Source organism: Kineococcus rubinsiae, assembly GCF_011839805.1.
Taxonomy (GTDB): Bacteria; Actinomycetota; Actinomycetes; order Actinomycetales; family Kineococcaceae; genus Kineococcus; species Kineococcus rubinsiae.
Genome location: NZ_VWPY01000083.1, coordinates 1 through 12,606, shown reverse-complemented (window position 1 = coordinate 12,606; position 12,606 = coordinate 1). Strand labels below are relative to the sequence as shown.

General features: G+C 75.7%; 11 protein-coding genes, 1 tRNA gene and 2 pseudogenes. 5 read left to right on the top strand and 9 right to left on the bottom strand.

The genetic code is table 11. The features are described from left to right. Window positions 1-431 (top strand): annotated as a pseudogene (locus F1544_RS22070) (hypothetical protein); the annotation flags it as partial. Between the two features lies 1 nt (window position 432). On the opposite strand, the gene F1544_RS22065 reads toward F1544_RS22070, so the two are convergent. Further along, on the bottom strand, window positions 433-1,599 hold the full coding sequence (locus F1544_RS22065) for a dihydrodipicolinate synthase family protein (protein WP_373368109.1): 1,167 nt from the start codon (window positions 1,597-1,599) through the stop codon (window positions 433-435). A gap of 41 nt (window positions 1,600-1,640) precedes the next feature. Continuing rightward, window positions 1,641-2,795 (bottom strand): Gfo/Idh/MocA family protein, encoded by a 1,155-nt coding sequence (locus F1544_RS22060; protein WP_167588346.1) that lies wholly within the window; start codon window positions 2,793-2,795, stop codon window positions 1,641-1,643. Window positions 2,796-2,881: 86 nt separating this feature from the next. Between F1544_RS22060 and F1544_RS22055 the strand changes: the two genes are divergently transcribed. From F1544_RS22055 to F1544_RS22040, 4 genes are all read left to right on the top strand, one after another. Then, on the top strand, window positions 2,882-3,649 hold the full coding sequence (locus F1544_RS22055; protein WP_167588345.1) for a sugar phosphate isomerase/epimerase family protein: 768 nt from the start codon (window positions 2,882-2,884) through the stop codon (window positions 3,647-3,649). A gap of 160 nt (window positions 3,650-3,809) precedes the next feature. After that, on the top strand, window positions 3,810-4,847 hold the full coding sequence (locus F1544_RS22050) for an efflux RND transporter periplasmic adaptor subunit (protein ID WP_167588344.1): 1,038 nt from the start codon (window positions 3,810-3,812) through the stop codon (window positions 4,845-4,847). Next, window positions 4,844-5,569 (top strand): ABC transporter ATP-binding protein, encoded by a 726-nt coding sequence (locus F1544_RS22045; RefSeq protein ID WP_167588343.1) that lies wholly within the window; start codon window positions 4,844-4,846, stop codon window positions 5,567-5,569. Before F1544_RS22050 ends, F1544_RS22045 begins: the two co-directional genes overlap by 4 nt. Continuing rightward, window positions 5,569-6,774, top strand: coding sequence for an ABC transporter permease (locus tag F1544_RS22040; RefSeq protein ID WP_167588342.1), 1,206 nt, complete (start codon window positions 5,569-5,571; stop codon window positions 6,772-6,774). Before F1544_RS22045 ends, F1544_RS22040 begins: the two co-directional genes overlap by 1 nt. Window positions 6,775-6,870: 96 nt before the next feature. On the opposite strand, the gene F1544_RS22035 is transcribed toward F1544_RS22040, so the two are convergent. From F1544_RS22035 to F1544_RS22005, 7 genes and pseudogenes are all read right to left on the bottom strand, one after another. Next, on the bottom strand, window positions 6,871-8,259 hold the full coding sequence (locus F1544_RS22035) for a cystathionine beta-synthase (protein WP_167588341.1): 1,389 nt from the start codon (window positions 8,257-8,259) through the stop codon (window positions 6,871-6,873). A gap of 97 nt (window positions 8,260-8,356) precedes the next feature. Beyond that, complete coding sequence (locus F1544_RS22030) at window positions 8,357-8,614, bottom strand: hypothetical protein (protein ID WP_167588340.1); 258 nt, start codon at window positions 8,612-8,614, stop codon at window positions 8,357-8,359. 101 nt (window positions 8,615-8,715) lie between these two features. Next, the gene (locus tag F1544_RS22025) at window positions 8,716-9,534 is read right to left on the bottom strand and encodes a Bax inhibitor-1/YccA family protein (protein ID WP_167588339.1); all 819 of its coding nucleotides are present in this window, start codon (window positions 9,532-9,534) and stop codon (window positions 8,716-8,718) included. A gap of 89 nt (window positions 9,535-9,623) precedes the next feature. Continuing rightward, window positions 9,624-9,707, bottom strand: a tRNA-Leu gene (locus tag F1544_RS22020). 33 nt (window positions 9,708-9,740) lie between these two features. Continuing rightward, on the bottom strand, window positions 9,741-11,090 hold the full coding sequence (locus F1544_RS22015; RefSeq protein ID WP_167588338.1) for an NAD(P)/FAD-dependent oxidoreductase: 1,350 nt from the start codon (window positions 11,088-11,090) through the stop codon (window positions 9,741-9,743). Between the two features lie 25 nt (window positions 11,091-11,115). Then, window positions 11,116-11,970: a uracil-DNA glycosylase gene (locus F1544_RS22010; protein ID WP_308470263.1), complete on the bottom strand. Its 855-nt coding sequence runs from the start codon at window positions 11,968-11,970 to the stop codon at window positions 11,116-11,118. Next, window positions 11,967-12,606 (bottom strand): annotated as a pseudogene (locus F1544_RS22005) (hypothetical protein); the annotation flags it as partial. The gene F1544_RS22010 and the pseudogene F1544_RS22005, both read right to left, overlap by 4 nt.

The following is a 12,606-nucleotide window of genomic DNA, read 5'->3' as shown; positions in this document are numbered from 1 at the left end:
CGTGGGCGGAGCTGGCCCGCCGGGCCCGGGGGCTCGAGCGGCAGCTGCGCGACGACCTCGGCGCCCGCGCGGTGCTGGACCCCGCGCTGCGCTCCGCCGTCCGCGGCGCCCGCAGCCGGGGCAGCTCCGTCGACGTGGTCGACGACCGGCGCCACCCCGACGAGGAGGGGCTCGTCGCGCTGGCGCGGCCCGCGCTGACCGCCGCGCTCGGGGCGTGCCGGGGGGCGGCGCTGACCGCCCGCCTGGACCCGTCGGGGCAGCTGGTCTCCGTGGCGGTCGACGGCTCCCCCACCGAGGTGGCGGAGGTGGCCGCGGCCCTCGCCGGCGGGGTCCCCGACGACCTGGAGCTGACCGTCGACCTGGAACCCGGTTCGCTCTGGGCCGAGCTGACCTGCCGGGCGGGCGCCCCCGCCGGGGAGCCCGCCCGCTGAGTCAGCCGTCGAGGCCGTGCACGGCGAGGTAGCCGCGCAGCCGCCGCGCCGCGAGCTCCGGGTCGGCGAGGACGCCAGCCTCGTCGGCCAGGCGGAACGCCTCGGCCTGGTGCACGGCGCTGCGCGCGGAGTGCAGGCCGGCGACCATCTGGAACCCCGGCTGGCGGCCGTCGAGCCAGGACAGGAACGCGATGCCCGCCTTGTAGTGCGGGGTGGGCGCGGCGAACACGTGCCGGGCCAGCGCCACGGTCGGGTCCAGCGCCGCGCGGTACCCGGCGACGTCACCCGCGTCGAGCGCCTGCAGCGCAGCGGAGGCCGCCGGGGCGATGGCCGCGAAGATCCCCAGCAGCGCGTCGGAGTGGAACTCCCCGTCCCCCAGCACCAGGTCGGGGTAGTTGAAGTCGTCGCCCGTGTAGAGCCGCACGCCGGCGGGCAGCTGCCGCCGCAGCGCCTGCTCGTGCGCGGCGTCGAGCAGGGACACCTTCACGCCGTCGACCTTCGCGGGGTTCTCCCGCACCACCTGCAGGAACGACTCCGTCGCCGCCGCCACGTCCCGGCTGCCCCAGTACCCGGCCAGCGCCGGGTCGAAGACCTCGCCGAGCCAGTGCAGGACGACGGGCCCCGACACCTGCTGCAGCAGCCGCGCGTAGACGCCCTGGTAGTCCTCGGGCGACGTCGCGGCCGCGGCCAGCTGCCGGCTGGCCATCAGCACCACCTGGGCGCCGGCGGCCTCGACGGCGGCGACCTGCTCCTCGTAGGCGGCCGTCACGGCCGCGAGGTCGTGCGGCCCGGGCGGCAGCTGGTCGGTCCCGGCGCCCGCCGCGATGCGCGCGCCGACGGAGCGGGCCTCGGCGGCGCTGCGGCGCACCAGCTCCCCGGTCGCGGCCGGGTCGAGGCCAATGCCGCGCTGCGCGGTGTCCATGGCCTCGGCGACGCCGAGGCCGTACCCCCACAGGTGGTGGCGCACCGCGAGGGTGGCGTCCCAGTCGAGGTCGGCGGGCGCGCCCGGCACCGTCTCGGAGGCGGTGCGCGGCACGACGTGGGCGGCCGCGAACGCGCGGCGCGACGTGGCCGGGCCCGTGGGCCGCGGCCAGTCGACGCGCTCGTGCACGGCGTGCTCGACGAGCTCGACCCCGCCGTCGGGGCGGCGGCGCGGCAGCCGCAGCACGGTGCCTGTGAGCGCGCGCCCGGCGGTGGTCGGCGCCGCGGTCACAGCGACAGCTCCTGCAGGTCGACGCGGCGGCCCTCGGCCGAGGAGCGCAGGCCGGCCTCGGCCAGGGCCACCCCGCGGGCGCCGGCGAGGAAGTCGAACGGGTGCGGCGCGTCCTCGACGACGTGGCGGACGAACTGCTCCCACTGCACCTTGAAGCCGTTGTCGAATCCGCCGGGCTCGTTGTCCGGCACGGTCAGCCAGTCGCCGCGGTAGTCGTGCTGCTCGGGCAGGTCCGGGTTCCACACCGCGCGCGGGGTCGCCGAGCGCGGCTGGATCCGGCACCCGTGCAGGCCCGCGACGGCGCTGCCGAGGGTCCCGTCGACCTGGAACTCGACCAGCTCGTCGCGGTCCACGCGCACGGCCCACGAGGAGTTCAGCTGCGCCACGACGCCGCCCTCGAGGTCGAAGATGGCGTAGGCCGCGTCGTCCGCGGTCGCCTTGTAGGGCTCGCCGGCCTCGTCGACGCGCACGGGCACGTGGGTCACGGCGCGGGCGGTCACGGAGCGGACGGGCGCGATGATCTGCTCCAGCACGTAGTTCCAGTGGCAGAACATGTCCGCGACGATGCCACCGCCGTCCTCGGCGCGGTAGTTCCAGCTGGGGCGCTGGGCCGGCTGCCAGTCGCCCTCGAACACCCAGTACCCGAACTCCCCGCGCACGGAGAGGATCTCGCCGAAGAACCCCGAGTCGACCAGCCGCTTGAGCTTGCGCAGGCCGGGCAGGAACAGCTTGTCGTGCACGACACCGTTCTTCACGCCCGCGGCGGCGGCCGCGCGGGCCAGGCGCAGGGCGCCCTCCACCGACTCCGCGACGGGCTTCTCGGTGTAGACCGAGCGCCCGGCGGCGATCGCCGCGAGGATCGACGTCTCGCGCGCGGAGGTGATCTGCGCGTCGAAGTACAGCGGGAACCCGTCGTCGGACAGCGCCGCGTCGAGGTCGGTCGTCCACCGCGTCAGCCCGTGCCGGTCGGCGATCTCGCGCAGCTTGGCCTCGCTGCGGCCCACCAGCAGGGGGTCGAGCTGGACGCGGCTGCCGTCGGAGAGCAGCACCCCGCCCTGCTCGCGGATCGCGAGGACCGAGCGCAGCAGGTGCTGCCGGTACCCCATCCGGCCGGTGACGCCGTTCAGGACCACTCCGAGGTGCTGCACCATCGCGGCTCCCCCTCCTCTGGCTCGTCGTTGGAAAGCGCTTGCCAGAACGATAGGTCCACGGGGCCGCGGGGTGCAAGGATCGCGGCGTGATCCACCCCGGGACGTGCTCCGTCACGCTGCGCGGCCGCTCGCCCGCCGAGGTGGTCGCGGCGGCCGCGGGGGCCGGGCTCACGGGCGTGGAGTGGGGCGCCGACGGGCACGTCCCGCCCGGGGACCTCGCCACCGCCCGCGACGTCGGGGCCCGCACGCGCGACGCCGGCCTGCGCGTCACCTCGCTCGGCTCCTACCACCGCACCGGGGTCCACGAGGCCGGCGCCTTCGCCGACGTCCTGGCCGCGGCCGTCGCGCTGGGCGCCCCGCGCGTGCGCGTCTGGGCCGGGGACCTGGCCTCCGCGCAGGCCGGCCCGGACGAGCGGGCCCGCGTCGCCGCGGGCACCGCCGACGCGGTGCGCCGCGCGGGCGACGCCGGGGTCGAGGTGGGCCTCGAGCACCACGGCGACACCCTCACCGACACGCCCGCCTCGACGGCCGCCCTGCTGGCCGCCGTCGACGACCTGGTGGGCGCGCCGTCGCTGACGACGTACTGGCAGCCCGCGCTCGACGTCCCCGACGAGAGCGCGCTCACCGGCCTCGCACGGCTGCTGCCGCGGGTCTCGACCGTGCACGTCTTCGCCTGGTGGCCCGGCACGCAGCGGCAGCCCCTGAGCGCGCGGGCGGCGCTGTGGCGGGACGTCCTGGCCCTGCTGGCGGGCACGGGCCGCGACCACGACGCCCTGCTGGAGTTCGTCGCGGACGACGACCCGGCGCAGCTGCACCGCGACGCGGCGACCCTGCGCACGCTGCTCCCCCGCTGAGCCGCACCCGGTCCCGCCGCCCGCCGCGCCCCTCACCCTCCACGGGGCCGGGCAAACCCCCACGGCGCGCCCGGGACGGCTGTTACGGTCCGCGGACAGCCGCTCGGGGGATCGGCCACCGCTGCACCGCCCCACGGCCCGAGACCGGAGGTGGGTTCCCGTGGGCGTGGTCAGGACGATCGTCTTCCCGGCGCTGCGACTGCTCGTGTGGGGGCTCATCGCCGTTGCGCTGCTGTACATCGCGTTCGGCCGCGGCGGTCCGGAGGAGGCCGGCGCCGCCAGCCCGTCGGCGGTCCTCACCCCCGCCGAGACCACGGTCTCGCGCGGCGACGTCGTGAACACCGTGTCGCTGTCCGGCAGCATCCAGGCCGACCCCTCGACCACCGTGAAGGCGACCGCGGCCGGGACCGTCGGCCGGGTGCGCGCCACGGCCGGCGACACCGTCGAGAAGGGCACGCCGCTGTTCACGGTGGTCGTGCCCGTCGAGGAGACGGCGCCCGCGGTCACGACCGACCCGGCCGCCCCGGCCCCCGCCCCCGCCGCGCCGAGGACCCGCACCGTCACCGTCACCGCGACGGTCCCCGGCACGCTCGCCACCCTCGACGTCCTGGCGGCCCAGCCCGTCTCGATCGGCGACGCCGTCGCGACCGTCAGCCCCGGCACCCTCACCGTGTCGGCGCCGCTCACCCAGGACCAGCAGTTCCGCCTGCTCGCCGCGCCGAGCTCCGCCTCGGTGACCGTCCCCGGCGGCCCGGGCACCTTCGAGTGCACCGACCTGCGCACCGGCATCCCCGTCGCGGACGCCCCGGCCCCGGCGCCCGTCCAGCCGGACCCGTACGCCTACGGCGGCGGCGCCGACCCGGGCTCCACGCCGACGGGCGCGACCGTCACGTGCCGGGTCCCCGCGGACGTGCAGGTGTTCCCGGGCCTCTCGGCCACCGTCGAGGTCACCGCGGGCCGGGCCGCGGGCGTGCTGCTCGCCCCCGTCACCGCCGTGCAGGGCCGCGTCGCGAAGGGCAGCCTGTGGCGGCTCGACGACACCGGGGCCCCCACCGAGACCCCCGTCACCCTCGGCCTGACCGACGGCGAGTTCGTCGAGGTCAAGGGCGGCGTCGAGGAGGGCGCCCGCATCCTGCAGTTCGTGCCCGGCACGGACGAGATCGCCCCCGGCGACGACGGCACGGTCGTCTACGGATGAGCGTCGTCTCGCTCAACGGCATCGGCCGCTCCGTCGCCCTGCCCGACGGGGAGGTCCTGCGGATCCTCACCGGTGTCGACCTCGTCGTCGAGGCCGGCGAGCACGTCGCCGTCGTGGGCCGCTCGGGCTCCGGGAAGTCGACCCTGCTGAACCTCGTCGGGCTGCTCGACCGCCCCACCTCGGGCGAGTACCTCCTCGACGGCCGGCCCACGACGGGGATGTCCGCGCGCCGCACGGCCAAGCTGCGGGGCGCCACGTTCGGGTTCGTGTTCCAGCAGTTCAACCTGCTCCCCGGGCGCAGCGCGACCGACAACGTGGCCTCCCCCCTGTTCTACGGCTCGTCCCGGGAGTTCCTGCGCCGGCGCAGCATCGCGCGCGCCATGCTGACCCGCGTCGGGCTCGGCGGACGGCTGGACACCATGCCGGAGAAGCTGTCCGGCGGCGAGCAGCAGCGCGTGGCGCTGGCCCGCAGCCTCGTGCGCCGGCCCCGCGTCCTGCTCGCCGACGAACCCACCGGGGCCCTCGACGTCGACACGGGCTCGGCGGTCATGGACGTCCTCGAGGAGCTCGTGCGCGAGGACGGCACGACCCTCGTCACCATCACCCACGACCTCGCGGTCGCGGCCCGCGCCGACCGCCGGTTCCGGCTCGACCACGGGGTCCTGACCCAGCTCGACGACGCCGCCCTGCACGGCGCCACCGCCGACCGGAGCGCCCCCTGATGGGCCTGCTCGCAGCCATCACCGAGGCGTGGCAGGAGGTGCGCGTCCACCGCGTCCGCGTCGTGCTGTCCCTCGTCGGGGTCTTCCTCGCCGTCTTCGCCATGACCACCATCACGGCCGTGGGGCGCATGGGCGCGCAGATGCTGCAGGAGAGCTCCGACCGCTCCCAGGGGCGCGCGGCGACGCTGCAGCTGGACGTGTACTCCTCCGACGGCTCCAGCACCGTCGACGCGGAGTCGATGGCACAGCTGCGCAGCGTCGTCGCCCGCCACGGCATCCCGTGGTCCTCGCTGACCGGGTCGCTGCAGTTCCCCGCCCGCCTGCCCGCGGGCACGAAGCTGGTCAGCGGCACGATCGTGGAACCGCGCTACGGCGAGATGCACCGCATCCAGGTGCTGCAGGGCCGCTGGTTCACCGACGCCGACACCGACCGGTTCGCCCCCGCGCTGGTGGTGGACCAGCAGTTCGCCGACGGCTTGGGCGGCTTCGACCCGGCCGCTCCGCCGACCGTGGTCCTGGGCGGCGACACCCCCGTGCGCGGCACGGTGATCGGCGTCGTCGACGACCGCAACACCGACGGCGTCAGCGCGTGGGTCCTGCCCGGCGACGTCGAGCGGTGGATCAGCGCGGACACCACCTACGGCTCGGCGCAGCTCGGGATGCAGGTCTGGGTCCCCGACCGCGACGCCGAGGCGCTGCAGCAGGTCCTGCAGCAGGAGCTCACGGCGTCCGTGCCCGGCGGGAACGCCGGCGTCTACCGCTACGACTCCGGCGAGGAGCTCGGTGTCGTCAACGTCGTCCTCGCCTACGGGGTGCGCGGCATCGGGATCTTCGCCCTGGTCCTCGGCGGGATCGGCGTCCTCAACGTCGGGCTGGTCACCGTCCGGCAGCGGATCCGCGAGATCGGCGTGCGGCGCAGCTTCGGGGCCACGTCGGGCCGGGTGTTCTTCGCGGTCCTCTTCGAGAGCGTGTGCGCGACGGCCGCGGCCGGCGCGCTGGCCGTGCTGCTCTCGGTGGCGATCATCTCGAACCTGCCGCTGTCCCTGATCCTGCCCCAGGGGATCTCGCTGACGGACGTCCCGCCCTACCCCTGGGAGGCGGCGCTGGAGGGGTTCCTCGCGGCCACGGCCATCGGCGCGCTCGCCGGGCTCGTCCCCGCCGTGATGGCCGTGCGCGCGCAGGTCATCGACGCCATCCGCTACTGAGCCCGCCCACCACCGGCGACGCCCACCACCGGCGACGGCCGCCCCGCGGAGTGCGGGACGGCCGTCGGGTCGCGTTGCGTGCGCAGGTCGGGTGCGTCAGCGCGCGGCGCCGTGCGTGGCGACGTAGGCCAGCAGGTCGTGGCGCGTGATGACGCCGACGGGCTTGCCGTCCTCGACGACGACGGCGGCGTCGGCCTTGGAGAACACCGCGCGCGCCTCCTCCACGGACTGGCCCGCGCCGACGAGCGGCAGGGACGGGCCCATGTGGGCGCTGACCGCGTCGGACATCTTCGCCGTGCCGGAGAACACCGCGTCGAGCAGCTCCCGCTCGGTGACCGCGCCCGCGATCTCGCCGGCCATGACGGGGGGCTCGGCGCCGACGACGGGCAGCTGGGAGACGCCGTACTCGCGCATGATCTCGATGACGTCGTGCACGGTCTCCGTCGGGTGGGTGTGCACCAGCGCGGGCAGCCCGGCCGACTTCTGCCGCAGCACGTCGCCCGCGGTGCCCCCCTCCTGGCTGTCGAGGAACCCGTAGGACGCCATCCAGTCGTCGTTGAAGATCTTGCCGAGGTAGCCGCGGCCGCCGTCGGGCAGCAGCACGACGACGACGTCGTCGGGGCCGAGGTCCTTCGCGGCCCGCAGCGCGGCGACGACGGCCATGCCGCACGAGCCGCCGACGAGCAGACCCTCCTCGCGCGCCAGCCGGCGCGTCATGAGGAAGGAGTCCGCGTCGGAGACGGCGATGATCTCGTCGGGGATGCTCGGGTCGTACGCGGACGGCCAGAAGTCCTCGCCGACGCCCTCGACGAGGTAGGGGCGGCCCGTGCCGCCGGAGTAGACGGAGCCCTCCGGGTCGGCGCCGACGACGCGGACCGTGGTGCCGGCCGCCTGCGCGTGCTCCTTGAGGTAGCGGCCGGTGCCGGTGATGGTGCCGCCCGTGCCGACGCCCGTCACGAAGTGGGTCACGCGGCCCTCGGTGTCGGCCCAGATCTCCGGGCCGGTCGTGGCGTAGTGGCTCGCGGGGCCCTGCGGGTTCGCGTACTGGTTCGGCTTCCAGGCGCCCTCGATCTCGCGCACCAGGCGGTCGGACACCGAGTAGTACGACATCGGGTCCTCCGGCGGCACGGCCGTCGGGCACACCACGACCTCGGCGCCGTAGGCCTTGAGCACGTTGCGCTTGTCGACGCCCACCTTGTCCGGGCAGACGAAGACGCAGCGGTAGCCGCGCTGCTGGGCGACGAGCGCGAGCCCGACGCCGGTGTTGCCGCTGGTCGGCTCGACGATCGTGCCGCCGGGCTTCAGCAGGCCGTCGGCCTCCGCCGCCTCGATCATCCGCAGGGCGATCCGGTCCTTCACGGAGCCGCCGGGGTTCATGTACTCGACCTTGGCGAGCACGGTGCAGGACAGGCCCGCGGTGACCTTCTGCAGCTTGACGAGGGGGGTGCCCCCCACGAGGTCGACGACGGACTCGGCGTAGCGCATGGGGTCATCCTCGCAGGCGCCGCCGCGCGCGACGGCCCGGCCCGCACGCCCTCGGTGATCGTGCAGGGACTACCTGCACGATCACGGAGGGGTGGGTTCAGAGGGCGCGGCGCAGGGCGAGGACGGCCTCGTGCGCCTGCGCCAGCCCCGCCGCGTCCGCCGACGCCAGGACGTCGGCGCCCAGCACGGCCAGCTGGTCGCCCGCGCCGTGCGGGGCGAGGACGGGCACCGCGCGCCGCGCCCGGCCCTCCGCGTGCGCGGCGAGGTCCGCGAGGGCCTGCGACGTGCGGTGGACGAGCTCCGCGCGCGGCACGTCGGAGCCGCCGGCCGGCCGGCCGAGCTGGGTGAGCGGCATGCCCTTCACCCGGTCGACGAGCAGGCCCAGGACGCGCGAGAGCTCGGTGCGCGCGGCCTCGAGGGCCGGCGCACCGAGCTCCGGTGATGTCGTGTCGTCCGTCAGTTGTTGCCGCGCAGGATCGCCACGAGGCGCAGGATCTCCAGGTACAGCCACACGAGGGTGACCGTGAGCCCGAAGGCCGCGCGCCAGGACTCCCGGACCGGGAGGCCGTTGCGGATGCCGCGCTCGATGTGGTCGAAGTCCAGCACGAGGAACAGCGACGCGAGGACGACGCCGATGGCGCTGATGCCGATCGCGAGGATCCCGCCGCCGGCGTAGACGTTGCCGATGCCCGTGAGCGACAGGACCAGGTTGACCAGGCCGAAGACGGCGTAGCCGAGGACCGCGATGAGCAGGACCTTGGTGAACTTCGGCGTCGCGCGGATGACCTTCGTCTTGTACGCGACGAGCATCGCGCCGAAGGCGCACAGCGTGCCGACGACGGCCGTGGTGACGAGGCCGCTGCCGAAGGCCTGCGTGTAGTAGTTGCTGATGGCGCCGACGAAGAGCCCCTCGAGGCCCGCGTAGGCGAACATCACGCCGGGGCGGACCTTCTTGGAGGCCTGGGCCCAGATGCCGAGGACCATGGCCACGAGGGCGGCGACGATGGCCACGCCGAAGCCGAGGTCGGAGTACCAGGCGGCACCGGCGCCGACGAGCAGGACGGCGAAGAAGCCGGCCGTGCGCACGACGACGTCGTCCAGGGTCATCCGGCGCGACTGCGTCGGGGTGGCCGGCGGACGCTGGTACCAGTCCTCCAGGGTCCGCGCGTCGGCGTCGGCGGGCGGGGTGCGACGGGCCGACGACGGTGCGTCGAAGCCCGCGTAGCCCGCCTTCCACTCGTTGCTGCGCGCGAAGACCGGGTTCTTGCTTTCCATGACTCCCCTCCGGGGATCGTGTCGTTGCCGGGTCAACGCGGCAGCCTGCGCCTGCGTTCCCGGCGGGAGGAGGTCTCCCCCACCTGCAGTACCCGGGACGGGAGTCGAACCCGCACGCCGCGAACGGCCCGGGGGTTTAAGCCCCGTGCGCCTACCAGTTACGCCACCCGGGCTGGTGGCCCCCGCGAAGGGGGTAGAGGTGAGTCTCAGTGCCGAGGGCCGCCCGCGGCGCGCTCGAACTCGGCGTGGGGGTGCGACAGCGCGCCGAGCGAGACGGCCTCGCGGTGGAACAGCGCGGCCTGCACCCAGCCGAGCAGGACGCCCACCTTGCGGCTCGTCGTGGGCACGCGGGACAGGTGGTAGGCGCGGTGCATGAGCCACGCCGGGTAGCCCTTGAGCTTCACGCCGTAGACCTGGGCGACGCCCTTGTGCAGCCCCAGCGAGGCGACCGAGCCCGCGTAGGCGTGCCGGTAGGGCTCCGGCCGGCCGCCGCGCAGCAGCGCCAGCAGGTTGTCCGCCAGCTGCCGCGACTGGCGGACGGCGTGCTGGGCGTTGGGCGCGCAGAACGCGCCGGGCTTCGTGAGGTCGGGCACCGCGCACGCGTCGCCCGCGCCCCAGGCGCCCTCGACGACGGACCCGGCGGCGTCCACGACGCGCAGGTCGGCGCCGCAGAGCAGGCGCCCGCGCTCGTCCAGCGGCAGGTCGGTGCGTCCCAGCACGGGGTGCGACCTCACGCCCGCCGTCCAGACGATCGTGTCGCTGGCGAACTCCTGGCCGTCGCTGAGCTGCACGAGCCCGCCGACGCAGGACTGCAGCGTCGTGCGCAGGTTGACCTCGATGCCCCGCGAGCGCAGCGCGTCGACGGCGTAGCGGCCCATCTCCGGGCCCACCTCGGGCAGGATCCGGTCCAGCGCCTCGACGAGGACGAAGCGGACGTCGCTGGCCCGGACGGTCCGCAGCGAGCGGGTGGCGAAGCGGGCCATGTCCTCGAGCTCGGCGAGCGCCTCGATGCCGGCGTAGCCCCCGCCGACGAAGGTGAAGGTGAGGGCCCGGCGCCGGAACTCCTCGTCCTTGCTGGCCTCGGCGAGGTCGAGGTTGCGCAGCACGCGGTCGCGCAGGTGCACGGCCTCCTCGACGGTCTTGAAGCCGATCGCCTCCTCCGCGACGCCGGGGATCGGCAGGGTGCGCGCGACGGAGCCGGGCGCGAGGACGAGCACGTCGTAGTGCAGGTCGTACTCCTCGCCGTCGACCGGCCGCACGCGCGCCCGCCGCTCGGCGTGCGTCACGCCGACGACCTCGCCGACGACCACCTCGGCGCCGCGCAGCGTCTGGCGCAGCGGGACCACGACGTTGCGCGCCTCGATCGAGCCGGCCGCGGCCTCGGGCAGGAACGGCTGGTACGTCATGTACCCGCGCGGCTCCACGACCGTGATCTCCGCCTCGCCCGGGTTGAGCTTCCTGAGCAGCCGCATCGAGGCGCACAGGCCGACGTAGCCGCCGCCGACGACGAGGATCCGCGGGGCGGCGGTGGTGCGGGGCACGCGGAGGTCGGGCATGCGGCGAGCCTACTGAGCGGCGGGTCTAGTCCCCCGCCAGGTCGGCGACGCGCCGCAGCACGTCGTCGAGCATCGCGACGGTCAGGCGCCCGGTCGAGGTGTTCTGCCGGCTCACGTGGTAGCTGCCGAGCAGGCGGACGCCGCGGCCCTCCGGCGTGGTCAGCACCGCCTCGGCGCCGTGGCCGAAGCGCGGCTGCGGCCGGGGCACGGACCACCCGGCCCGCCGCGCCGCCGTCAGCGCCGAGGCCCAGGCGAACCCGCCCAGCGCCATCACGACGCGGACGTCGTGCGCGCACCGGCGCAGCTCCGCGTCCAGCCACGCGGCGCACGTGTCGCGCTCGGACGGCAGCGGCTTGTTGTCCGGCGGCGCGCAGCGCACGGGGGCCACGATGCGCGTGCGGTGCAGGCGGAGACCGTCGGCGGCGTCCACCGACGTCGGCTGCGAGGCGAGGCCCGCCCGGTGCAGCCCGGCGATGATCCAGTCCCCCGAGGCGTCGCCCGTGAACATGCGCCCGGTCCGGTTGCCGCCGTGCGCGGCGGGCGCCAGGCCGACGACGAGGGCGCGCGGGTTCTCCTCACCCAGGCTCGGCACGGGCCGGCCCCAGTAGGGCTCGCCCGCGTACATCCGGCGCCGGGTGCGGGCCACCTCCTCGCGCCACGCGACCAGGCGCGGGCAGGCGCGGCACACGCAGGAGCGGGCCACCACCTCGTCCAGCGACCCGGCCGCGAGCGCCAGCTCACCGGCCTGCGCCGCGTCCTGCGCGACGGGCGTGCCCGCGGTCGACGGGTCGCCCGGCCAGCCCAAGCCGGGCGGCACGGGCGAGGGGAACGGCCGGCCGGTCGCGGGGTGCGGCAGGAGCACCGGCCCGGAGGTGCTCACGGCTGCTGGAGCTGCAGGAGGGGCGCGACCGTCGCGGTGGGCGCGGGCGCGTCGTCCGAGCTCGGCACCGGGTAGACGTTCCAGCGCTGCTGCCCCGTCGCGTCGACCTGCGGGCGCACCTCGCCGGTCGTGCCGTCGGACCGCCACACCAGGCGCTGGTCGGGCGAGAGGTCGAGCGGGCGGCCCTGCTCGTCGAAGAGCTGCACGCCCGTGAGCGGGCGGCCCTGCGCGTCGTAGGGCTGGACGTTGCCGACCGGGTAGCCGTCGAGGCTGAGGCCCGGCGGGGTCCAGTCGCCCTCGCCACCCCCGGTCCCCGCGTTCGTCCAGTAGTCGTCCACCGCGACCACCAGCACCAGGGCGGCGAGCGCGTTGACGACGCCGAACCCGACCAGGAGGAGCCGGGGCATCCGCGTGCGCCCCAGCCACACGCTGAGGGCGGTCAGCGGCACGAGCAGGACGGCGAAGGTGGCGGTGGTCCCGGAGCCGCCGCCCACCTCGACGGAGAGCAGCCCGGCGACGAGGGCCGCGCGCGCCACCCACCACGCCGGCCGCAGCACCAGGAGGTGGCCCCGCACGGCGGGCCAGTGCCGGCGCAGCGCCTCGACCGCGGGCCGCCGCCGGCGCCCGCGCGGAGGG

Excerpts from the sequence above, each read along its gene's own strand:
- F1544_RS22025 (WP_167588339.1), bottom strand. The coding sequence starts at position 9,534 with ATGGAAAGCAAGAACCCGGTCTTCGCGCGCAGCAACGAGTGGAAGGCG.
- F1544_RS22045 (WP_167588343.1), top strand. The coding sequence starts at position 4,844 with ATGAGCGTCGTCTCGCTCAACGGCATCGGCCGCTCCGTCGCCCTGCCC.
- F1544_RS22015 (WP_167588338.1), bottom strand. The coding sequence starts at position 11,090 with ATGCCCGACCTCCGCGTGCCCCGCACCACCGCCGCCCCGCGGATCCTC.
- F1544_RS22060 (WP_167588346.1), bottom strand. The coding sequence starts at position 2,795 with ATGGTGCAGCACCTCGGAGTGGTCCTGAACGGCGTCACCGGCCGGATG.
- F1544_RS22030 (WP_167588340.1), bottom strand. The coding sequence starts at position 8,614 with ATGCCGCTCACCCAGCTCGGCCGGCCGGCCGGCGGCTCCGACGTGCCG.
- F1544_RS22040 (WP_167588342.1), top strand. The coding sequence starts at position 5,569 with ATGGGCCTGCTCGCAGCCATCACCGAGGCGTGGCAGGAGGTGCGCGTC.
- F1544_RS22035 (WP_167588341.1), bottom strand. The coding sequence starts at position 8,259 with ATGCGCTACGCCGAGTCCGTCGTCGACCTCGTGGGGGGCACCCCCCTC.